The sequence below is a fragment of the Streptomyces sp. NPDC048416 genome (assembly GCF_043200435.1).
Classification (GTDB): Bacteria; Actinomycetota; Actinomycetes; order Streptomycetales; family Streptomycetaceae; genus Streptomyces.
In genome coordinates this window covers 109,957-130,084 of sequence record NZ_JBICXU010000014.1, presented here as the reverse complement: position 1 = coordinate 130,084, position 20,128 = coordinate 109,957, and the positions used below count along the sequence as shown (strand labels likewise).

The following is a 20,128-nucleotide window of genomic DNA, read 5'->3' as shown; positions in this document are numbered from 1 at the left end:
GAATGAGGGAACCCACGGAGCACGCAGTACGGGCGGGGAGACAAACCCATGGAGACCACGCAGCAGGCCGCACAGCAGCGAACGGCGGCCGAGCGCCGGCGGCGCGAACTCCTTGAGGCGGCGGACCGGGTCGTGCTCAGGGACGGCCCGAAGGCCTCGATGAACGCGATCGCCGCGGAGGCGGGCATCACCAAGCCCATCCTCTACCGGCACTTCGGCGACAAGGGCGGGCTCTACCGCGCGCTCGCCAAGCGCCACACCGACGCCCTGCTCGCCGCGCTGCGGGCCGCGCTCGACGCGCCCGCGGGACGGCGCGAGCGGGTCGAGGCGACCCTGGACACCTATCTCACGGCGATCGAGGCGCGGCCACAGGTCTACCGGTTCCTGATGCACCCGGCGGAGGACACCCCCGCGCCCGAGCCCGAGCAGGGCTTCGACGTGGGTCGGCACTCCGCGCCGCTCCTTCGGCGCATGGGCGAGGACCTGGGTGTCGTCATAGCCGAGCGGATCGACCTCGGGCCGGGCAGTGAGGTGCTTGCGCGGGTGTGGGGGCACGGGATCGTCGGCATGATGCACGCGGCGGGCGACTGGTGGCTCGGTGAACGCCCGTGCTCCCGGGCGGAGTTGGTGCGTGCGCTCGCGGATCTCCTGTGGGGCCGCCTCGCCGCGGCGGGCGACCGGGCGGGCGGCCCGGGCTTCTGACCCCGGGCACCCTCACCCTCGGCAGGGGGCCGCCTGCCGAGGCAGGGCGTGCCCGCGCGGTCGCCCAACCCGGCTTTCAGGCGCGGACCGTGCCCGCGTCTCGCGCCCCTGAACCACTCGACCCCGGCCCGCAGGGGCCACCTCAGCCCGTCCGGCGATTGAGGACAAGCGCCGTTCAGGCGCGAACGGGGCCTGGGGCGCAGCCCCAGCAACCCCGCCGCCACCCGCGGACCGTGCCCGCGTCTCGCGCCGTTCCCCGCGCCCCTGAACTATTCGACGCCGGCCCGCAGGGGCAACCTCAGCCCGTCCGGCGATTGAGGACGAGCGCCGTTCAGGCGCGAACGGGGCCTGGGGCACAGCCCCAGCAACCCCGCCCTCACCCGCGGACCGTGCCCGCGTCTCGCGCCGTTCCCCGCGCCCCTGAGGGGCCGATCACCTGCGGACCGTGCCCGCATCTCGCGCAGTTCCCCGCCCCTGAGGGGGTCGATCACCCACGGACCGTGCCCGGGTCGCGCGCCCGCGAACCACTCGACGCCGGCCCGCAGGGGCCACCTCAGCCCGTCCGGCGATTGAGGACGAGGGCCGCTCAGGACCAGGGGGACTTGCGGATCGCCCGGCGCAGGCGGGACTTGGGCCACCCCGTGACCCGGTCCGCGTACACCACACCCTCCAGGTGGTCGCACTCGTGCTGGAGGCACCGCGCAAAGAACCCGGTGCCCTCGATCCGCACCGGCGCGCCCGAGAGGTCCACGCCCTCCACCACCGCACGGTCGAATCGAGGGGTCGGCGCCTCAAGGCCCGGGAGGGAAAGGCATCCTTCGGGGCCGCGCACCTCCACGCCGTCCGCCTCCACCAGGCGGGGATTGACGACGTACCCCAGATGCCGCACGTCCTCGTCGTCCGGGCAGTCGTACACGAACACCCGCCGCGCGACACCGATCTGGTTCGCCGCCAGGCCGACGCCGTCGGCCGCGTACATCGTGGCGAACATGTCCTCGACGAGACGGTGCAGCGCGGGGCCGAACTCCGTGACGGGTTCGCAGGGCGCGTGGAGCAACCGGTCACCGAGGAGACTCATCTCTCGTACGGAGCCGGAACTGCCGGGAATGGGACGGTGGCGCATGGGCGCAAGAGTACGTTCCACAGGGTGCGGGCCATTCCGGATGGTGGCGCGGTTCGGGGCGCCGACCGGATCTCGATAGGCTGACACCCGACCCAGGCGCAAGGAGGATCAAGGACGATGTCAGGACACGTTGGAGGTGCCGGGCCCCTGTCACCGCGAGCCAAGCTGGCGGTGACCGCGGGCAAGGCCGCCGCGGCGGTGTCGCGCGCGGCGGGCCGGGGCAGTGGATCGGTGATCGGCGGGCGCGTCGCGCTCAAGCTGGACCCCGATCTGCTCGGGCGGCTCGCCACTCATCTGGACGTCGTCCTGGTGTCGGCGACGAACGGCAAGACGACCACGACGCGGCTGATCGCCGAGGCACTGCGGGCCAGCGGCCCGGTGGTGTCGAACGCGCTCGGCGCCAACATGCCGGCCGGCATCACGTCGGCGCTCGCGGGCGGTTCGGACGCGAAGTACGGCGTGATCGAGGTCGACGAGAAGTATCTGGCGGGTGTGGCGCGCGATGTGACGCCCAAGGCGATCGCGCTGCTCAACCTGTCGCGCGACCAGCTCGACCGGGCCGCCGAGACCCGCATGCTCGCCGAGAAGTGGCGCGAGGGCCTGTCCGGTACCAAGGCCGTGGTGATCGCCAACGCCGACGACCCGCTGATCGTGTGGGCCGCGTCCTCCTCCCCCAACGTGGTGTGGGTGGCGGCCGGTCAGGAGTGGAAGGACGACGCCTGGTCGTGCCCCGCCTGCGGCGGTGTGATGCAGCGCCCCGGCGACGACTGGTTCTGCGGCGAGTGCGGTTTCCGCCGCCCGGCGCCCAGTTGGGTCCTCAACGGCGACTACGTCCTCGACCCGCACGGCTCGGCCTGGCCGATCCACCTCCAGCTGCCCGGCCGCGCCAACAAGGCGAACGCCGCCACCTCCGCCGCGGTCGCCGCCGTGTTCGGGGTGCCGCCGCAGGTCGCCCTGGAACGCATGTACCAGGTGCAGGCGGTGGCCGGCCGTTACGACGTCGTCAGCTTCCAGGACCGCGAGCTGCGGCTGCTGCTCGCGAAGAACCCGGCGGGCTGGCTCGAAACGTTTTCCCTCATCGACCCGCCGCCCACGCCGGTGGTCCTGTCGGTCAACGCGCGCGGCGCGGACGGCACGGACACCTCCTGGCTGTGGGACGTCGACTACACCCGGCTCGCCGGCCACCCGATCTTCGTGATCGGCGACCGCAAGCTGGACCTGGCGGTGCGCCTGGAGGTCGCCAACCTGGACTTCCGGGTCTGCGAGAGCCTGGAGGAGTGCGCGCACCTGGCGCCGCCCGGGCGGATCGAGCTGATCGCCAACTACACCGCGTTCCAGGACGTCCGCCGCGTCGTCGGCAACTGATCAAGGAAGGAGCGAGCAAGCGCCATGGCAGACAACAGCCTGCGCCTCGTGTGGGTCTACCCCGACCTGCTCAGCACCTACGGCGACCAGGGCAACGCCCTGGTCGTGGAGCGCCGGGCGCGCCAGCGCGGCCTGGACGTGCACCGGCTCGACGTCCGCAGCGACCAGCCGATCCCGACCTCCGGTGACATCTACCTCATCGGCGGCGGCGAGGACCGGCCGCAGCGGCTCGCGGCCGAGCGGCTGCGCCGCGACGGCGGTCTTGAGCGCGCCGCGTCCAACGGCGCGATCATCTTCTCGGTCTGCGCCGGCTACCAGATCCTCGGCCACGAGTTCGTCAACGACGTCGGCGAGCGTCAGCAGGGCCTCGGCCTGATCGACGTGATCTCGACGCGCGGCGAGGGCGAGCGCTGTGTCGGCGACGTGCTCGGCGACATCGACGAGCGCCTGGGCCTGCCGCAGCTGACCGGCTTCGAGAACCACCAGGGTGTCACCCACCTCGGCCCGACCGCCCGCCCCTTCGCGCGGGTGCGCATGGGCAAGGGCAACGGAACGGGCGACGGCACCGAGGGCGCGTACAACGACACCGTCTTCGGTACGTACATGCACGGCCCGGTGCTCGCGCGCAATCCGCAGATCGCCGACATGCTCCTGAAGCTGGCCCTTGACGTGAACGCACTGCCGCCGACCGACGACCGGTGGTACGAGGCGCTGCGCGCCGAGCGCATCGCGTCGGCGACCCAGCCCGCGTAGGGAGCGGAGCCGACGGTTCGGCCCGGCCGCCGGATGCTTCGTACTTTCCTACGACGTCCATCAGTCGGACCTCCGATTCGGCCCCGTCACCCTGCGCCGGTAGGGTGACGGGGATCCAACCGGACGACGTGGTCCGGTCGTCGGCCCACGTTGCAAAGGTTCTCCGGGCAATGCGAATTGGTGTGCTCACCTCCGGCGGCGACTGCCCCGGCCTGAACGCCGTCATCCGATCCGTCGTGCACCGCGCGGTGGTCGACCACGGCGACGAGGTCATCGGCTTCCACGACGGCTGGAAGGGCCTGCTCGAAGCCGACTACCGCAAGCTGGACCTCGACGCGGTGGGCGGCATCCTCGCCCGTGGCGGCACCATCCTCGGCTCGTCCCGCGTCCAGCCCGCGCACCTGCGCGACGGAGTCGAGCGGGCCAGGGGCCACGTCGCCGAACTGGGTCTCGACGCGATCATCCCGATCGGCGGCGAGGGCACCCTGAAGGCCGCGACCCTGCTGTCCGACGCGGGGCTGCCGATCGTCGGCGTGCCGAAGACCATCGACAACGACATCGCGTCGACCGATGTCACGTTCGGCTTCGACACCGCCGTGGGCGTGGCGACCGAAGCGCTCGACCGGCTGAAGACCACCGCCGAGTCGCACCAGCGCGTCCTGATCGTCGAGGTCATGGGCCGCCACACCGGCTGGATCGCCCTGCACTCCGGCATGGCCGCCGGCGCGCACGCCATCGTCGTTCCCGAGCGCCCCTTCGACATCGACGAGCTGACCGAGCTGGTCGGCCGGCGCTTCTCGGCGGGCAAGAAGTTCGCGATCGTCGTGGTGGCCGAGGGCGCCAAGCCGCGCGAGGGCTCGATGCAGTTCGACGTGGGCGGCACCGACATGTACGGGCACGAGCGGTTCGCGGGCGTCGCCCGGCAGCTCTCCATCGAGCTGGAGCAGCGCCTGAACAAGGAGGCCCGGCCGGTCATCCTCGGTCACGTCCAGCGTGGCGGCACGCCCACCGCGTACGACCGGGTGCTGGCCACCCGCTTCGGCTGGCACGCGGTCGAGGCCGCCCACCGCGGCGAGTTCGGGATGCTGACCGCGCTGCGCGGCACCGACATCGTCATGGTCCCGCTCGCCGAGGCGACGGCCACCTTGAAGACCGTCCCGGCCGAGCGCTACGCGGAAGCGGAGTGCGTCCTCTAGTTTCCGCCCGCTCCCGGATGTGTTGTGCACGCAAGGAACCGCCCCCGGCCGCATCATCGGCCGGGGGCGGTTCTAGTCTGGTGCGGGACAACCGGTACGAATCAGGAGTCAGCGGATGGATCACAGCGGGCACGGCATGGACATGAACATGGACCTGCCGCCGTTCACGCTGGCGCGGGGGCTCGTATGGTCGGCGGACTCCTTCTTCCTCATCGGCTGCCTGCTCGGGCTCGCGCTGTACGCCTGGGGCGTGGTGCGGCTGCGGCGGCGCGGTGACAGCTGGCCCGTCGGCCGCATGATCTTCTGGACGCTGGGCGTCCTGACCATCGCGTTCGTCATGTGCACCAAGCTCAACGACTACGGCATGGTCATGTTCAGCGTGCACATGGTGCAGCACATGGTGATCAGCATGCTCTCCCCGATCCTGCTGCTGCTCGGCGCGCCGGTGACGCTCGCGCTGCGCGCGCTGCCGGTCGCCCCGCGCGGCCGCAAGGGACCGCGCGAGCTGCTCCTGATGCTGCTGCACAGCCGGTACATGAAGATCGTCACGCACCCCGCCTTCACCATCCCGCTGTTCATCGCGAGCCTCTACGGGCTCTACTTCACGCCGATCTTCGACTTCCTGATGGAGTCCAAGACGGGGCACATCGCGATGATGGTGCACTTCCTCGCGGTCGGTCTGGTCTTCTTCTGGCCCATCATGGGCGTCGACCCGGGGCCGCACCGCCCGGGCTACGTGATGCGGATGCTGGAGCTCTTCGCCGGCATGCCCTTCCACGCCTTCTTCGGCATCGCCCTGATGATGGCGAGCGAGCCCATGATCGGCACGTACCGCAATCCGCCGTCCTCGCTCGGCCTCGACGCGCTCACCGACCAGCAGGCGGCGGGCGGCATCGCCTGGGCGTTCAGCGAGATCCCCTCCGTGCTCGTGCTGATCGCGCTGGTCTTCCAGTGGTACGCCACCGAGAAGCGGCAGGCGCGCCGCACCGACCGGGCGGCCGAGCGCGACGGCGACAGGGAACTTGTGGCCTACAACGCCTATCTCGCCTCACTGAACACGCGCGGCCAGTAGCGCCGGGCCCCGTCACGGGGGGACGATGGTCCCTGCGGCACCTGCCGCAAGGAAGGGGACCGCGATGCCCCGTTCGACCAAGTCGATGATGGTGCTCACCCTGGTGATGCTGGTGGTGATCACGGCGTACACGGTGGCGCTCGGCAGCAGTGGCTGGCTGTGGTTCGGCTGGGTGGTGCTCGGACTCACCGCGATCGGGACGGCCGCCGTGTCCCGCAGCACCTGAGGCGGCATCCTGTTGCCCGCGGGAGGACCGCGGCGGTGGTTACAGGGGCCCGGGCCCGCCCCTACACTGGCCATCCTTCTTCGTGGTGAGGAGCCTGCGGGTGCTCTATTACGTCCTCAAGTACGCGGTCTTGGGGCCTCTTCTGAGACTGCTGTTCCGGCCGAGGCTGGAGGGCCTTGAGCATGTTCCCGATGAAGGCGCGGCCATCGTCGCGGGCAATCACCTCTCCTTCTCCGATCACTTCCTGATGCCGGTGATGCTGAAGCGGCGCATCACCTTCCTCGCCAAGCAGGAGTACTTCACGGGGCCCGGCGTCAAAGGACGGCTGACCGCCGCCTTCTTCCGTGCCGTCGGGCAGATCCCGGTGGACCGGTCCGGCAAGGAGGCGGGACAGGCGGCGATCCGCGAAGGGCTCGGGGTGCTCGGCAAGGACGAGCTGCTTGGCATCTATCCGGAGGGCACCCGCTCACCCGACGGCAAGCTGTACAAGGGCAAGGTCGGTGTGGCGGTGATGGCCATCCGGGGCGGCGTCCCGGTGATCCCGTGCGCCATGGTCGGCACCTTCGAGATCCAGCCGCCCGGCCAGGCCCTGCCGAAGATCAAGCGGGTGTCGATCCGTTTCGGCGCACCGCTCGACTTCTCCCGGTACGAGGGCATGGAGGGCGAGAAGGCCATTCTGCGGGCCGTCACGGACGAGATCATGTACAAGGTCATGGAGTTGTCGGGCCAGGAGTATGTGGACCGGTACGCGGCCGATGTGAAGGCGGAGGAATCGCGGCGGTTCCGGGGCCTCATCGGCTGACGCCACAAGTTCCCCCGTGCGCTCGGCTCTTGGCGGATCCGCGCACGGCGAAACGCGCTGTTGCGGCGCTCCGGCACGCCATAGGTTCACGCCATGAGCAAGGGAACAGCGTTCGTCATAGGGGCCACGGGACAGATCGGGCGGGTCGCGGTGCGCGCGCTCGCCGAGGACGGTTGGGAGGTGCGGGCCGCGTCGCGAGGAGGTGGCGACGATCCCGGCCGGCCGGATGCGGTCCGGTCGGTGCGGCTCGACCGGGAGGACGACGCGGCGCTGGCCGCCGCGCTCGGCGACGGCGTGGATGTCCTCGTCGACATGGCGGGGTACGGGAAGGAGCACGCGCGGCAGCTGATCGGTCTCGGCGACCGGATCGGTTCGGCGGTGGTGATCTCCAGCGGCGCGATCTACGAGGACGGCGAGGGGCGCAGCTTCGACACGTCGGCGGGGGCTGCGGGCCCGCCGTGTTATCCGGTGCCGATCTCCGAGTCGCTGGCCACCGTGGAGCCGGGCGATGCCACGTACGCCACCAAGAAGGCGCGCCTTGAGCGGGAGTTGCTGGATTCCGCGCTGCCCTCGACGCTGCTGCGCGCCGGCGCGATCCACGGCCCCCACTGCCGGAGCCCGCGCGAACTGCACTTCGTGAAGCGGGCGTTGGACGGCCGGCCGGTGCGAGTCCTGGCGTTCGGCGGACACAGCCGCTTCCATCCCGCGCACGTGTCCAACATCGCCGAGCTCATCCGGCTCGCCGCGCTCAAGCCGGGCTCACGGGTGCTGAACGCGGCGGACCCCGAGGCGCCGACGGTCGCGGAGATCAGCGCGGCCGTCGATGACGTCCTCGGTGTGCGCAGCGAGATCGTGCCGCTGGAGGGCCCGCCACAGGAGATGGTCGGGCTGACGCCGTGGAGCGGCCCGCATCCCATCGTGTACGACATGTCGGCCGCCGAGCGCGAGCTGGGCTACCGGCCGGTGACCGGGTACGCCGAGTCCCTGCCCGGCACCGTCGAGTGGATCGCCGGGCAACTCCAGGGCCGGGACTGGCGTGAGGCGTTCCCCGCGATGGAGAAGTACGGCGACCTGTTCGACTACGCGGCCGAGGACGCCTGGCTGGCCGGGCGCGGCTGACCGGGGACGGCACGAAGGGGCGGCCGGAGGGTTCCGGCCGCCCCACGCTCAACTGACCTTTACGGCACGGGAGTCGCGTGCGGGGTGCACGTGTAGTCCGCGCGGTCGGTCTTGCCGGTGAGCAGGTAGCTGTCCACCCGCGAGTTGATGCAGGGGTTGACCAGGCCGGTCACACCGTGCGAACCGGCGCCCTTCTCGATGATGAGGCGCGAGTTCTTGAACGCCTTGTGCAGTTCGACGGCGCCGTGGAACGGGGTGGCCGCGTCATTGGTGGACTGCACGATCAGGACCTGCGGGAGACCCTTGCCGGTCTTGACCTTGACGGGGGTCTGCTGCTTGGTGGACCAGGTGGCACACGGCAGGTTCATCCAGGCGTTGGACCAGGTGAGGAACGGGTAGTCCTTGTTCAGACGGGTGTTGTCCCGGTCCCATGTGCGCCAGCTGGTGGGCCACTTGGTGTCCGCGCACTCGATGGCGGTGTACACCGCGTTGCCGTTCTCGGAGGCGATATTGCCTGCGATGTCCGACATGTCGGATGCGGCGGCGGTGACGACCGGCTTGCTGTCACCCGCCGCGTAGGCGCTGAGCGCCTTGGCGACCGGCACCCAGTACGAGTCGTAGTACGGCGCCTTCTGGAAGAAGCCGAGCAGTTCCGCCGGGCCGACCTTGCCGTCGAGCGGGCTCTTCTTGGCGTCGGCACGCAGCTTCAGCCACTGCGCCTCGACCTGTGCCCGGGTGGTGCCCAGGTGGAAGGTGGCGTCGTACTTGGCGACCCAGTCCTCCCACTCGTTCCAGCGGGCCTGGAAGGCGACGTCCTGCTCCAGGTTGGCCTGGTACCAGATGTTGTCCTGGTCCGGGTTGACCACGCTGTCCACGATCATGCGGCGGACGTGCGAGGGGAAGAGCGTGCCGTAGACCGCGCCCAGGTAGGTGCCGTAGGAGACGCCCAGGTAGTTGAGCTTCTTCTCACCGAGGGCGGCGCGGATGACATCCAGGTCGCGGGCGGTGTTGGGGGTGGTCATGTACGGCAGCATCCAGCCGCTGCGCTCGGCGCAGCCGTCCGCGTACTCCGCGGCGAGCTTGCGCTGGGCCCGCTTGTCGGCCTCGGTGTCCGGGACCGGGTCGGCCTTCGGCGCCTTGGCGTACTCCTGCGGGTCGACACAGGAGATCGGCGTCGAGTGGCCCACGCCGCGCGGGTCGAAGCCCACGAAGTCGTACGCCTTCGAGGTGTTCGTCCACAGCGGGTTCTTCTTGGTCACCCGGGTCGGGAAGGCCATGCCCGAGCCGCCGGGGCCGCCCGGGTTGTAGATGAGGGCGCCCTGACGCTCGGCCTTGGTGCCGGTGCTTGCGGCACGGTCGACGGCCAGCTTGATCTGCTTGCCGTAGGGCCGCGCGTAGTCGAGCGGAACGCTGACATAGCCGCACTGGATGGGCTTGGCGAACGCCCAGTCGGCCGGGCAGTCGGCCCAGCTGATGCCCTGCTCGGCCGCCCGGTCGGCTGCGACCTGCACGCCGCGCGCCTCGGACCAACCGTGGTTCCGGTTGTCGGCGTTGGCGACCGGGGCCGCTATCGCGCCCACCAGCAGCGTGCCCGCGATCAGAGTGCCGGCCGAGCCGAGCACTGCGGTGCGTCTCAAGTGGTACCTCCCCCTGCTGAAGTGCGCTGACGGTCTCAGCGCTCCATGTGGTCTGTTCCGGGATCCTTTCGTCTGTGAGCACCCTGTGCACAGGCCGGACAGGTGTTTCTTTACCGAACCGATAGCCGGATTGGATGTTCCGCTGAGCGGTCAGGACGCTGGGACATGGCTCTGACGAGTTTTCGGCAGGCCGAGACCCTTTCGTCCCGGCGGTGGGCAGGAGAGCGGCCGGACCAGGTACCCGTGCGAGCTCGCACGGTCGCCGCCCGGGCCCGGGCGGAGTCGGTAGGGCGTGACACCCCTGGCAGCAGCTCACCGCACGTATAGTGCAGGCGTTTTGGGGAACTGATGACCACGTCGCCGAGGAGGCGCTTGCATGGAGCCCGTCACGTTGATCACTGGTGGATCGACCGGCATCGGTGCCGCCACCGCCCGCACCCTCCTCAAGCAGGGCCACCGTGTGGCCGTCACCGGACGTGACGCGGGCAAGCTGGCCGCCTTCGCCGCTTCGGCCGGAGCGGGTGAGCGGCTGCTGACGATCACTGGCGATGCCGCAGAGGCGGAGGACGTCGCCGACGCCGTGCGCCGTGTGGTTCAGGCATGGGACCGACTGGACAACGTCATTGCCAACGCCGGTTTCTCGCTGCCCGGCAACCTGGAGAGCCACGCCCCCGAGGACATGCGCGCCATGGTCCTCACCAACGTGCTGGGCCCGGCCCTGCTGGTGCGCGAGACCCTGCCGCAGCTGAGGGCGTCCAAGGGCCGGATCGTGTTCATCGGTTCCGTCGCCGGGGTGCGCAACACGCCCGGCAACCTGTACTCGGTCACCAAGTGGGCCGCGCACGCGCTGGCCGAGAACACCCGGCTGCTGGTCGGCAAGGACCGGGTCGGCGTGACCGTCGTCGCCCCCGGAGTGGTGGACACCGCGTTCTGGGCCGAGCGCGGCGGCACCCCCGAGGAGGCGATGACCCCCGAGCAGATCGCGGCCACGATCGCCTTCGCGCTCAACCAGCCCGCGGGCGTGGACATCAACCAGATCACCCTGCGGCCGACCGGGCAGCTCGGCTGACGCGAGTCCGGCGATCGAGGCGGAGCCACAGCGGGCCTGGACCACCACGACAGGATCGGACACCGTCAGCGGCTGCCCACAGCCGGGACGCAATGATCTCCGCCGGTGAAAATCCTGCCGAAGCCCGGGACGTGTGCCCGCAGTACGTCGTCGAGCGTCCGGCGCAGCAGTAGGGCGTCCGGGGCCAGGGCCGTGACGAGGAAGGCGGGCCCGGCGAGCGGGGTGAGCACCGCGTGCTCGCCGAGCAGCCGGGACTCGGCGGGCCGCTCGCTCAACTCCGGCCCGGCCACCAGCAGTTGGCCCACGGCGCGATGCCCACCGAGGACCGCGCCCCCGTCCCACCCGCCGCTTGCCCCCGGCCCGAACGCCAGCTCCTGGTCGAGCAGGGGCCGGCCCGCACGGTGGACGGTGAGGCGTGTGGTGAGCGTGCCGGGAGGTTCGCCGTGCCGGCCGAGCACCTGCTCCTCGCGGAAGACGAGACGGGCGCCGGGCGCCAGGTCGATGCGGGTACGCATCCGCAGGTCGCTGCCGCGCGCGCAGATGAGCTGTTCGGGCAGCCAGCGCAGTTCGGCGCCGTCGGCGACGCCGAGCCGCACGTCGTAGTGGGCGCGCTCCCCGCCCCTGCCGGGCAGCGCGATGGTGGCCGCGGCCGAGTCGACGTCGAGCCGCGTCCCGCTCCGCACCTCCGCCTCGATGGCGATCCGGTCACCTCCGAGCGGCGCGCTCATCGCGCCGACGACGGTGACCCGGTGGTACGCGCCCCGCGCACGGGTGCGGCGCAGGGCGAGCGGGCCGTCCCCCTCCAGAACGGGCAGGCCTTCGGGAGCGGCGACGATGCGGGCGGTGGCGCGCACACCGGTCGCGCCGGGCGTCACGCCGTCCATGCCGCGAGCTGCTCCCCGACCCATTCCGCGACCTCGGTGACCCCCGCCTCGGACCTCAACGACTGGAAGATGACGGGCAGTTCGTGCCGCTGCTCCTTGGCGTCGCGAGCCATGCGGTCGAGGTCGGAGCCGACGTACGGCGCGAGGTCGGTCTTGTTGACCACGAGCAGGTCCGCGGTGGTGACGCCCGGGCCGCCCTTGCGCGGGATGTCGTCGCCGCCGGCCACGTCGATGACGAAGATCTGGGCGTCGACCAGGCCCTTGGAGAAGGTGGCCGTGAGGTTGTCGCCGCCGGACTCGACGAGGATCAGATCGAGCGGCCCGACCGCGTCCTCCAGTTCCTCGACGGCTTCGAGGTTGGCGGAGATGTCGTCGCGGATGGCGGTGTGCGGACAGGCACCGGTCTCCACGGCCTGGATCCGCTCGGGCGGCAGTACGGCGTTGCGCAGCAGGAAGGCGGCGTCCTCGCGGGTGTAGATGTCGTTGGTGACGACGGCGATGGAGAGCTGGTCGCGCAGGGCGCGGCAGAGCGCGGCGACGGTGGCGGTCTTCCCGGACCCGACGGGCCCGCCGAGCCCGACCCGCAGGGCGCGCCGACTCCCGTCGGTCCGATGGGCATCGGCACTGATCGGGGCGGGTCCTTCGTGGGAGTGACCGAGATGCATGGGGTCTCCAAAGGGTGGTGAGGTGTGAGGTTCGACCATGGGATTGAGATTTCGGGGTTCGGACGGAGCCAACTCCCCGAGCCCGTCCGGCGGGTCCGGGCGAAGCCAACCCCCCGAGCCCGTCCGGCGGGTCCGGGCGAAGCCAACCCCCCAAGCCCGTCCGGCGGGTCCGGGCGAAGCCAACCCCCCAAGCCCGTCCGGCGGGTCCGGGCGAAGCCAACCCCCCGAGCCCGTCCGGCGGGTCCGGGCGAAGCCAACCCCCCGAGCCCGTCCGGCGGGTCCGGGCGAAGCCAACCCCCCGAGCCCGTCCGGCGGCTTCGGGCGAAGCCAACCCCCCAAGCCCGTCCGGCGGGTCCGGGCGAAGCCAACCCCCCAAGCCCGTCCGGCGGCTTCGGGCGAAGCCAACCCCCCAAGCCCGTCCGGCGATTGAGGACGAGCGCCCTTCAGGCGCGAAGGGGGGTCCGGGGGCGCAGCCCCCGGGGGGGCCGGGGGCACAGCCCCCGGGGGGGGCCGGGGGCACAGCCCCCAGTTCGGCGGCGGCAACCCCGCGAGCAAGGCGGCGGCACGGCGCTACGACGCGAACAGCCGGACCGGCCACGCCGCATGCGCCTCCGCCATGATGTCCAGGAGTGGAGCGGACGCCGCGGGCAGCGCGTCGACCCCGCCCAGCACCGCCTCCGCCGCCGCGACACCCGCCCGGTGGGCCACCGCGTCCAGGTCCGGCGCCAGCCGCGCGAGGACCGCCGTCGCGTCGAACGGGTCGAGGCTCAGCAGGCGTACGACCGCCGTGGCCGAGGCGCTGACCGCCTCGTACGCCACGCAGTGCCCCGCGTCCTCGGGCCCGAGCCCGGCGGCCCGCGCGGCGAGGCCGAGGACGATCGGCTGATGGGCGCCGCGCGGCCGGGCCGCGGCCAGCGCTTCGAGCTCGGCGCTCGGCCAGGTCGCGCGGGCCGCCCGCATCATCTGCCGGCCGAGCTTGCGCGCGGTGGCTCGCAGGGCAGGGGACGGGGTGCGGGCGTCCGCGGCCTCGTCCAGGGCGAGCGGATCGAGGCCGGCGGCGGCCGCCGCGGCGAGCGCGGCGGAGGTGAGGCCCACCGTGTGCAGCCGGCCCCGGCAGAACTGTGCCAGGTCGGCCGCGGTGCGGATGCGCCCCGCCTTGACGGCTGCTTCGGCGCCCCCCGAGTGGGCGTGGCCGCCCGCGGGGAAACGGCCGTCGGCGAGGACGAGCAGAGCTGCGCGACTCATGTGGATGACAGCCCCTCAGAAGAGGAAGTACCGCTGGGCCATGGGCAGTTCGGCGGCAGGAGCGGGCTCCACCACGTCGCCGTCGATGGTCACGGTGAACGTGTCCGGATCGACTTGGACATCCGGCAGCGCGTCGTTCTCACGCATGTCCGCCTTGCCGACCCGCCGGGTGTTCTTGATCGCCACGAACTCCTTGTCCAGGCCGAGGCGTTCGGGAAGCCCGTCCTCAAGGGCGGCCGATGAGACGAAGGTGAGCGAGTTCCCCGCGGGCGCCTTGCCGTACGCCCCGAACATCGGCCGGGGCAGGACCGGCTGCGGGGTGGGAATCGACGCGTTGGCGTCGCCCATCTGCGCGTACGCGATCTGGCCGCCCTTGATGACCAGCTGCGGTTTGACGCCGAAGAAGGCCGGCTCCCACAGGACCAGGTCGGCCAGTTTGCCGGTCTCGACGGAGCCGATCTCGTGGTCGAGTCCCTGCGCCACCGCCGGGTTGATCGTGTACTTGGCGACATAGCGCCGCACGCGGTGGTTGTCCGCACGCCCGTCGCCGGGCAGCGCGCCCCGCCGGACCTTCATGACGTGCGCGGTCTGCCAGGTCCGCAGCACGACCTCGCCGATCCGGCCCATGGCCTGGGAGTCGGAGGAGATGATCGAGATGGCGCCGAGGTCGTGCAGGAAGTCCTCGGCGGCGATCGTGGAGGGGCGGATGCGGGACTCGGCGAACGCCAGGTCCTCCGGCACCGCCGGGTTGAGGTGGTGACAGACCATCAACATGTCGAGGTGTTCCTCGATGGTGTTGAGGGTGTGCGGGCGGGTCGGATTGGTGGAGCTCGGCAGGACGTTCGGCTGCGAGACCGCCGTGATGATGTCGGGCGCGTGGCCGCCCCCCGCACCTTCGGTGTGGTACGCGTGGATCGAGCGGCCCGCGATGGCGGCGAGGGTGTCGCCGACGAAGCCGGCCTCGTTCAACGTGTCGGTGTGGATGGCGAGTTGGGCGCCCGTCTCGTCGCAGACGCTCAGGCAGGCGTCGATGACGGCGGGGGTGGCGCCCCAGTCCTCATGGATCTTGAACCCGAGTGCGCCGCCGCGCAGTTGGGAGTGCATGGCCTCGCGGGACATGGTGTTGCCCTTGCCGAGCAGCCCGATGTTGACGGGTGCGTTCTCCAGGGCGGCGAACATGCGGGCCAGATGCCAGGGCCCCGGCGTGATGGTGGTGGCCTTGGTGCCTTCGGCGGGGCCGGTGCCGCCGCCGACCAGTGTGGTGATGCCGGAGGAGAGCGCCTGGTCGATGAGGGTGGGCGAGATGAAGTGGACATGGGTGTCGACGGCGCCCGCCGTGAGGATCTTCCCGTTGCCCGCGATGATCTCGGTCTCGGGCCCGATGACGAGGTCGGGGTGGACGCCGTCCATGGTGTCCGGGTTCCCGGCCTTGCCGATGCCGGTGATCCGGCCGTCGCGGATGCCGATGTCGGCCTTGACGATGCCCCAGTGGTCGATGATCACGGCGCCGGTGACAACGGTGTCAGGTGCGCCTTCGGCGCGGGTGGTCCGCGCCTGCCCCATGGACTCGCGGATCACCTTGCCGCCGCCGAACACCGCCTCGTCACCCGCTCGCCCGGGCCCGCCGCAGCGGTCCTCCTCGATCTCGACGAGGAGTTCGGTGTCGGCGAGCCGGATGCGGTCGCCTGCGGTGGGGCCGAACAGGTCGGCGTAGACAGCACGGTCGAGCTCAGTCATCGAGGGCGCCTCCGGTCTCTGCGCGCAGTCCCGGCACGATGCGCCGTCCGGACAGCGGGACTAGTTCCACCTCGACGGGAATGCCGGGCTCGAAGCGGACGGCGGTGCCCGCGGCGATGTGCAGTCGCTTGCCCCGGGCAACCGTACGGTCGAAGTCGAGTCCGGGGTTGGCCTCGGCGAAGTGGTAGTGGGAGCCGACCTGTACGGGTCGGTCGGCGGCGTTCACGACGGTCAACCGCACCGTCTCGCGGCCCTCATGGAGAACGATGGGCGTGTCGGCGAAGAGGATTTCTCCGGGAATCACAGCGGTCCCCGCCCGTCAGACGATCGGTTCGTGAACGGTGACCAGCTTGGTGCCGTCGGGAAAGGTCGCCTCGACCTGGACGTCGTGGATCATCTCCGCGATGCCGGGCATGACCTCGTCCCGGGAGAGCACCTTGCGTCCGGACGCCATGAGTTCGGCGACCGTACGACCGTCCCGGGCGCCTTCGAGGATGTGCGAGGTGATGAGGGCGACCGACTCGGGGTGGTTCAGCTTCACCCCGCGGGCTCTGCGCTTCTCGGCCACATCGGCGGCTACATGGATGAGCAGACGTTCCTGCTCGTGCGGCGTCAGTTGCACGCTTCCCACCTCACAGTCGTGCCTTCCGTCCATGGACAACCATGCACGGACTCAGCGGGCGTCGAGGCGGAGACCGGCCGGGCCGGAGCGCTTCCACCCGAACGCAGCGGAACCGTATCCGACTTCAACATCCTGTTGAACGACATCTCCCGGCCCCTGGGCCAGGCATTGCACGTTAGGGCGGAAGTTTTTCCGGCGCGTTAACTGACGCTTTAAGAACACGTGATCATCGAAGCGGAATCCCCTGCCGTGCCGACCCGTGTAAGGGGCACCCGTATCGGACCGGCTGCGCTCACCGTCAGTCGGTGTGCGGGCTCCGGTGCTCGGCGGCGATCCCGAAGCGACGGGGCTCCGCGGGAGCGGCGGGCGGCAGGGGGTGCACCAACGAGAGCGAGCTCGTCGCCTGCTGCTCCTCCTGCTGCTGCTCGGCCTCAAGTTTTTCCAGGTCGGCGGCGGACACCAGCGCGACGAGCGGCTTGCCGTGGCGCGTCACCACGACCCGCTCCCCGCCGTACACCACGCGGTTGATCAGCTCCGCGAGCTCTGCGCGGGCCTGCGTCACAGGAATCTCGTAAGCCATGCTCCCAGCTTAGACTCCGCCTCCTCGGGGCCCCGGAGATCTGTGCGACAGGGTGGGCCGCAGGTCACAGGCGGCGCGGGGGGGGGGGGGGGGGGGGCGCGGGGCGCCCCCCCCCCCCCCCCCCCCCCCCCCCGCCGCGTCCGGGCCGGGGCGGCCGTGCGGCCGGTCAGGCGGCCGCGGCAGCCGCTTCCCACGCCGTCCTGGCCTCGGCCGCGTACACGTCCACGTACTCCTGCTCGGACAGCTTCTGCACCGCGTACATGATCTGGTCCGTCACGGCGCGCAGCACCAGACGCTCGTCCTCCATCCCCGCGTAGCGCGAGAAGTCCAGCGGCTCACCGAACCGGATGGCGACCGGTACGCGCCGGGGCAGCCTGCGCCCCTTCGGCTGCGCCTCGAACGTCCCGATGATCGCGACCGGGACGACCGGGGCGCCGGACCGCAACGCCATCGCCGCCACCCCGACCTTGCCCTTGTACAGCCGGCCGTCGTGCGACCGTGTCCCTTCCGGGAAGACCCCCAACACCGCGCCGCCGTCCAGGACTTGGAGTGCGGTGTCGATCGCCGCGCGAGCCGCGTCCTTGCCGGACCTGTCGACCGGGATCTGGCCGAGCGCCCGGAAGAAGGCCGCGGTCGCCCGGCCCGACAGGCCCGGCGCGGTGAAGTACTCCTGCTTCGCCAGGAAGGTGAGGCGGCGCCTGAGCGTCACGCCCAGCAGGAACTGATCGGTGAACGACTGGTGATTCCCCGCGAGGATCACCGCCCCCGCATCGGGCACCCGCCCGGCGCCCTCGACGCGCGGGCGGAACAGCCACCGCAGCAACGGCAGCAGCACGAGACGGAATGCGAAATAGAACACGTCAGTGAGCCCTCTCCCCAGGTGACCCCCGCGCCGACGCACGTTAGCCATCCCCTCAGACCGCCGGGAGAGGGCCTATTGCGCCACGCCCTCCGGTTCCGGCGGCGTGATCCGCCTGCTCGCCCACAGCGAAACCCGGCGCTGAGCTCTTGCTTCTCCCCGGTCTTCCGATGAAGCTCGACCCATCGCTCTGTACGTCCTGTACGTTTTTTACAGGGCGCCACAGAGCACTGAGGTCCGGTCGAGGAGAGGTCCGCCATGAACCACCGCCCTGCCGCCCGCTATGTGCTGCCCGAGTTCCAGGAGCGCACCGCCACCGGCATCCGCACGCTCGATCCGTACTCCAAGCTCTTCGAGGAACGGATCATCTTTCTCGGCACACCGGTCGACGACGCCTCGGCCAATGACGTGATGGCCCAGCTCATGCATTTGGAGCACGCGGATCCGGACCGGGACGTCTCCCTCTACATCAACTCCCCCGGCGGCTCGCTCACCGCGATGACCGCCATCCACGACGCGATGCGCTTCATCACCTGCGACGTGCAGACGTTCTGCCTCGGCCAGGTGAGTTCGGTGGCCGCGGTGCTGCTCGCGGCCGGCACCCCGGGCAAACGCCTGGTGCAGCCGGCGTCCCGGGTGCTCCTTCAGCAGCCGTCCATGGAGGAGCCGTTGCGCGGCCAGCCCTCCGATCTGGAGATCCAGGCGGCTGAAGTGCTGCGCGGCCGCGCACTGCTGACGGAGCTTCTGGCCGGCTACACCGGGCGGACCTCCGAGCAGGTGACCTCCGACATCGAGCGGGACCTGATCCTCGACGCCGAGGGCGCCGTGGCGTACGGAATCGCCGACCACATCCTCGAAAGCCGCAAGACCTCGCTGCGCGGGAGGTGAGCCCGGTGCTGCCGCCCGAACTGCCGCCGCTGCCCGCGCTCACCCGCGCGGAAGCCGAGTTCATCGACGCGTATCTGGAGGTGGTCGACCTGCTCGGCCGCGTCAATCCGGCCCACGGCCACGACACCTACGGCGCGCTGCGGGCGGCGCAGGCCCTGGTCGGCCGGGCGGTCGCGCTCAAGGACGCCCTCACACTGATGCACCTGCGCGGAGAGACACGGGTGCACGCCGAGACGCTGACGCGGGCGCTGCGCGTCCTGGACGGGGAGCGCCGCGCGGGCCGGCTCACGCTGCCGCCGCGGACGGCGGCCTAGGGGGTGTCTGGTGGATCATGGCCGGGGGCCCAGCGGACACCCGGGGAGAGGCACCGGTACCCGACGCGCTCGAAGGACCGGCGAAACGGACCAGAAGGAGTACCCCCGTTCGGCTCATCGGCGGCTGCTTTCGCTGACCCTTATGAGTTGCTTACGTCCTCTGCTGACCGTGCGGAATCGATACTTCCGATGCTGGTACGAGGCTCATCGGCCCCTGTCACACGGGGGGCGAAGCTCCCGTGTCCACCTGAATGGGCCAGCCGTGGGCGGCCCCACACAAAGCCGTTTCGGTCCGGTGATCCGACAGTCGGTGCGTGAAGATCCCTGAGACGACAAGCCCCCGCCACCTCGGCGGGGCGGTCCGGGCGGACGCCGAGTCCTGCCGCCGTTCCGGACGACTGGTCGACAGGAGTGGACCGGCAGGAGTGGAGGACCCGAGTACTTCGGGAGGGCCGAGGGTCGGCCCTCCCTCGGGGTGAAGCCGTTCGCGCGGCCGGGCATCTTCGCCAGCCCGAACCCGACAGGTCATCCTTCGCAGGCGGTTTGACGAAGGGTTGCGCATGACTGCGCAGACATATGTTCCGTCCCTGGCCGTCCGCCTGGGCGCCGTCTGTGCCCTCGCTCTCGCCGTGACGGGCGCGACGACGCTGGTACCGGGCGGCACGCCCGAGGCGACCGCGGCCGCCGTGGCCACCAGGGCGCTCCATGTGGCCGCGTCGAAGAAGGGAGCGCCCTACCAGTACGGCGCGTCGGGCCCGCACCGCTTCGACTGCTCGGGGCTCACGCTGTACTCGTTCGAGCAGGCGGGCCGCAGGCTGCCTCGCTCGGCGCAGCAGCAGTACAACAGCTCCCGGCATGTGTCGGCCACCTCGCGCAGGGCCGGCGACCTGGTGTTCTTCCATTCCGGTGGCAGCGTGTACCACGTGGGGATCTACGCCGGTGGCGGCAGGATCTGGCACTCCCCCAAGACCGGCACGGTGGTACGCCTGGAGCGGATCTGGAGCCACAGCGTCTGGTACGGGCGGGTCGGCTGACGGGTGGGCAGGCTTACAGGTGGGTGAGCGACGGGTGGGTGGGCTGACGGGTTTCCGGGACGGCGCGTTTCCCGGACGGCGCGTTGCCGGCAGGGAGGACCGGGCGGTTAGGGGGTGTCTGGTGGATCAGGGTCGGTCAGGGTGCGGCGCCTGGTGCGGTGCATCGCAAGGCGCCGGAACGTCGTGATAGCGGAGCTATCGGGGCGTTTCGGCAACGCCGCGAGGTGCCGTGCCAG

The 20,128-nt window shown here is 71.1% G+C and carries 22 protein-coding genes and 1 riboswitch; of the genes, 12 read left to right on the top strand and 10 right to left on the bottom strand.

Features of this window, described 5'->3' with window-relative positions; translation table 11 throughout:
- Positions 1–48: 48 nt before the first annotated feature.
- Positions 49–702 (top strand): TetR family transcriptional regulator, encoded by a 654-nt coding sequence (locus tag ACGFW5_RS19800; protein ID WP_393835541.1) that lies wholly within the window; start codon positions 49–51, stop codon positions 700–702.
- 586 nt (positions 703–1,288) lie between these two features.
- Here the strand turns inward: ACGFW5_RS19800 and def are convergent.
- On the bottom strand, positions 1,289–1,825 hold the full coding sequence (gene def / locus ACGFW5_RS19795; RefSeq protein WP_393835540.1) for a peptide deformylase: 537 nt from the start codon (positions 1,823–1,825) through the stop codon (positions 1,289–1,291).
- Between the two features lie 117 nt (positions 1,826–1,942).
- Between def and ACGFW5_RS19790 the strand changes: the two genes are divergently transcribed.
- The 7 genes from ACGFW5_RS19790 to ACGFW5_RS19760 all read left to right on the top strand — a co-directional run bounded on the left by ACGFW5_RS19790 (position 1,943) and on the right by ACGFW5_RS19760 (position 8,358).
- The gene (locus ACGFW5_RS19790) at positions 1,943–3,190 is read left to right on the top strand and encodes a MurT ligase domain-containing protein (protein ID WP_393835539.1); all 1,248 of its coding nucleotides are present in this window, start codon (positions 1,943–1,945) and stop codon (positions 3,188–3,190) included.
- 24 nt (positions 3,191–3,214) lie between these two features.
- Positions 3,215–3,943 carry a type 1 glutamine amidotransferase gene (locus ACGFW5_RS19785; protein WP_393835538.1) on the top strand — a complete coding sequence of 243 codons (729 nt, stop codon included), beginning with the start codon at positions 3,215–3,217 and terminating at the stop codon, positions 3,941–3,943.
- Between the two features lie 170 nt (positions 3,944–4,113).
- Positions 4,114–5,139 carry a 6-phosphofructokinase gene (locus ACGFW5_RS19780; protein WP_393835537.1) on the top strand — a complete coding sequence of 342 codons (1,026 nt, stop codon included), beginning with the start codon at positions 4,114–4,116 and terminating at the stop codon, positions 5,137–5,139.
- Positions 5,140–5,254: 115 nt separating this feature from the next.
- Entirely contained in the window at positions 5,255–6,211 is a 957-nt protein-coding gene (locus ACGFW5_RS19775; RefSeq protein ID WP_393835536.1) for a cytochrome c oxidase assembly protein, read from the top strand.
- A 64-nt stretch (positions 6,212–6,275) separates the two neighbouring features.
- Positions 6,276–6,437 (top strand): hypothetical protein, encoded by a 162-nt coding sequence (locus ACGFW5_RS19770; protein WP_162952649.1) that lies wholly within the window; start codon positions 6,276–6,278, stop codon positions 6,435–6,437.
- Between the two features lie 100 nt (positions 6,438–6,537).
- Positions 6,538–7,239: a lysophospholipid acyltransferase family protein gene (locus tag ACGFW5_RS19765; RefSeq protein ID WP_393835580.1), complete on the top strand. Its 702-nt coding sequence runs from the start codon at positions 6,538–6,540 to the stop codon at positions 7,237–7,239.
- A 93-nt stretch (positions 7,240–7,332) separates the two neighbouring features.
- Complete coding sequence (locus ACGFW5_RS19760) at positions 7,333–8,358, top strand: NAD-dependent epimerase/dehydratase family protein (RefSeq protein WP_393835535.1); 1,026 nt, start codon at positions 7,333–7,335, stop codon at positions 8,356–8,358.
- A 59-nt stretch (positions 8,359–8,417) separates the two neighbouring features.
- Here the strand turns inward: ACGFW5_RS19760 and ACGFW5_RS19755 are convergent, their stop codons facing one another.
- Complete coding sequence (locus tag ACGFW5_RS19755) at positions 8,418–9,995, bottom strand: alpha/beta hydrolase (RefSeq protein WP_393835534.1); 1,578 nt, start codon at positions 9,993–9,995, stop codon at positions 8,418–8,420.
- A 376-nt stretch (positions 9,996–10,371) separates the two neighbouring features.
- Here ACGFW5_RS19755 and ACGFW5_RS19750 point away from each other — a divergent pair, with 376 nt between their 5' ends.
- Positions 10,372–11,064, top strand: coding sequence for an SDR family oxidoreductase (locus tag ACGFW5_RS19750; protein WP_393835533.1), 693 nt, complete (start codon positions 10,372–10,374; stop codon positions 11,062–11,064).
- A 65-nt stretch (positions 11,065–11,129) separates the two neighbouring features.
- On the opposite strand, the gene ACGFW5_RS19745 is transcribed toward ACGFW5_RS19750, so the two are convergent.
- From ACGFW5_RS19745 to ACGFW5_RS19710, 8 genes are all read right to left on the bottom strand, one after another.
- Positions 11,130–11,948 carry an urease accessory protein UreD gene (locus tag ACGFW5_RS19745; protein WP_393835532.1) on the bottom strand — a complete coding sequence of 273 codons (819 nt, stop codon included), beginning with the start codon at positions 11,946–11,948 and terminating at the stop codon, positions 11,130–11,132.
- Positions 11,936–12,613, bottom strand: coding sequence for an urease accessory protein UreG (gene ureG / locus ACGFW5_RS19740; RefSeq protein WP_393835531.1), 678 nt, complete (start codon positions 12,611–12,613; stop codon positions 11,936–11,938). The genes ACGFW5_RS19745 and ureG overlap by 13 nt, the downstream gene beginning before the upstream one ends.
- Positions 12,614–13,183: 570 nt before the next feature.
- The gene (locus ACGFW5_RS19735; RefSeq protein WP_393835530.1) at positions 13,184–13,858 is read right to left on the bottom strand and encodes an urease accessory protein UreF; all 675 of its coding nucleotides are present in this window, start codon (positions 13,856–13,858) and stop codon (positions 13,184–13,186) included.
- A gap of 15 nt (positions 13,859–13,873) precedes the next feature.
- Positions 13,874–15,595 (bottom strand): urease subunit alpha, encoded by a 1,722-nt coding sequence (locus ACGFW5_RS19730; RefSeq protein ID WP_393835529.1) that lies wholly within the window; start codon positions 15,593–15,595, stop codon positions 13,874–13,876.
- Positions 15,588–15,899, bottom strand: a complete 312-nt coding sequence (locus ACGFW5_RS19725) for an urease subunit beta (RefSeq protein WP_393835528.1) — start codon at positions 15,897–15,899, stop codon at positions 15,588–15,590. Before ACGFW5_RS19725 ends, ACGFW5_RS19730 begins: the two co-directional genes overlap by 8 nt.
- A 15-nt stretch (positions 15,900–15,914) precedes the next feature.
- The gene (locus tag ACGFW5_RS19720; RefSeq protein ID WP_393835527.1) at positions 15,915–16,217 is read right to left on the bottom strand and encodes an urease subunit gamma; all 303 of its coding nucleotides are present in this window, start codon (positions 16,215–16,217) and stop codon (positions 15,915–15,917) included.
- Positions 16,218–16,515: 298 nt separating this feature from the next.
- Positions 16,516–16,797 (bottom strand): type II toxin-antitoxin system Phd/YefM family antitoxin, encoded by a 282-nt coding sequence (locus tag ACGFW5_RS19715; protein WP_393835526.1) that lies wholly within the window; start codon positions 16,795–16,797, stop codon positions 16,516–16,518.
- Positions 16,798–16,963: 166 nt separating this feature from the next.
- The gene (locus ACGFW5_RS19710; RefSeq protein WP_393835525.1) at positions 16,964–17,656 is read right to left on the bottom strand and encodes a lysophospholipid acyltransferase family protein; all 693 of its coding nucleotides are present in this window, start codon (positions 17,654–17,656) and stop codon (positions 16,964–16,966) included.
- A gap of 258 nt (positions 17,657–17,914) precedes the next feature.
- Between ACGFW5_RS19710 and ACGFW5_RS19705 the strand changes: the two genes are divergently transcribed.
- From ACGFW5_RS19705 to ACGFW5_RS19695, 3 genes are all read left to right on the top strand, one after another.
- Positions 17,915–18,544, top strand: a complete 630-nt coding sequence (locus tag ACGFW5_RS19705; protein WP_393835524.1) for an ATP-dependent Clp protease proteolytic subunit — start codon at positions 17,915–17,917, stop codon at positions 18,542–18,544.
- 5 nt (positions 18,545–18,549) lie between these two features.
- Positions 18,550–18,858, top strand: a complete 309-nt coding sequence (locus tag ACGFW5_RS19700; protein ID WP_393835523.1) for a hypothetical protein — start codon at positions 18,550–18,552, stop codon at positions 18,856–18,858.
- Between the two features lie 373 nt (positions 18,859–19,231).
- A riboswitch (cyclic di-AMP (ydaO/yuaA leader) is annotated at positions 19,232–19,414 on the top strand.
- A 4-nt stretch (positions 19,415–19,418) separates the two neighbouring features.
- Positions 19,419–19,892 (top strand): C40 family peptidase, encoded by a 474-nt coding sequence (locus tag ACGFW5_RS19695; protein ID WP_393835522.1) that lies wholly within the window; start codon positions 19,419–19,421, stop codon positions 19,890–19,892.
- Positions 19,893–20,128: the final 236 nt, after the last annotated feature.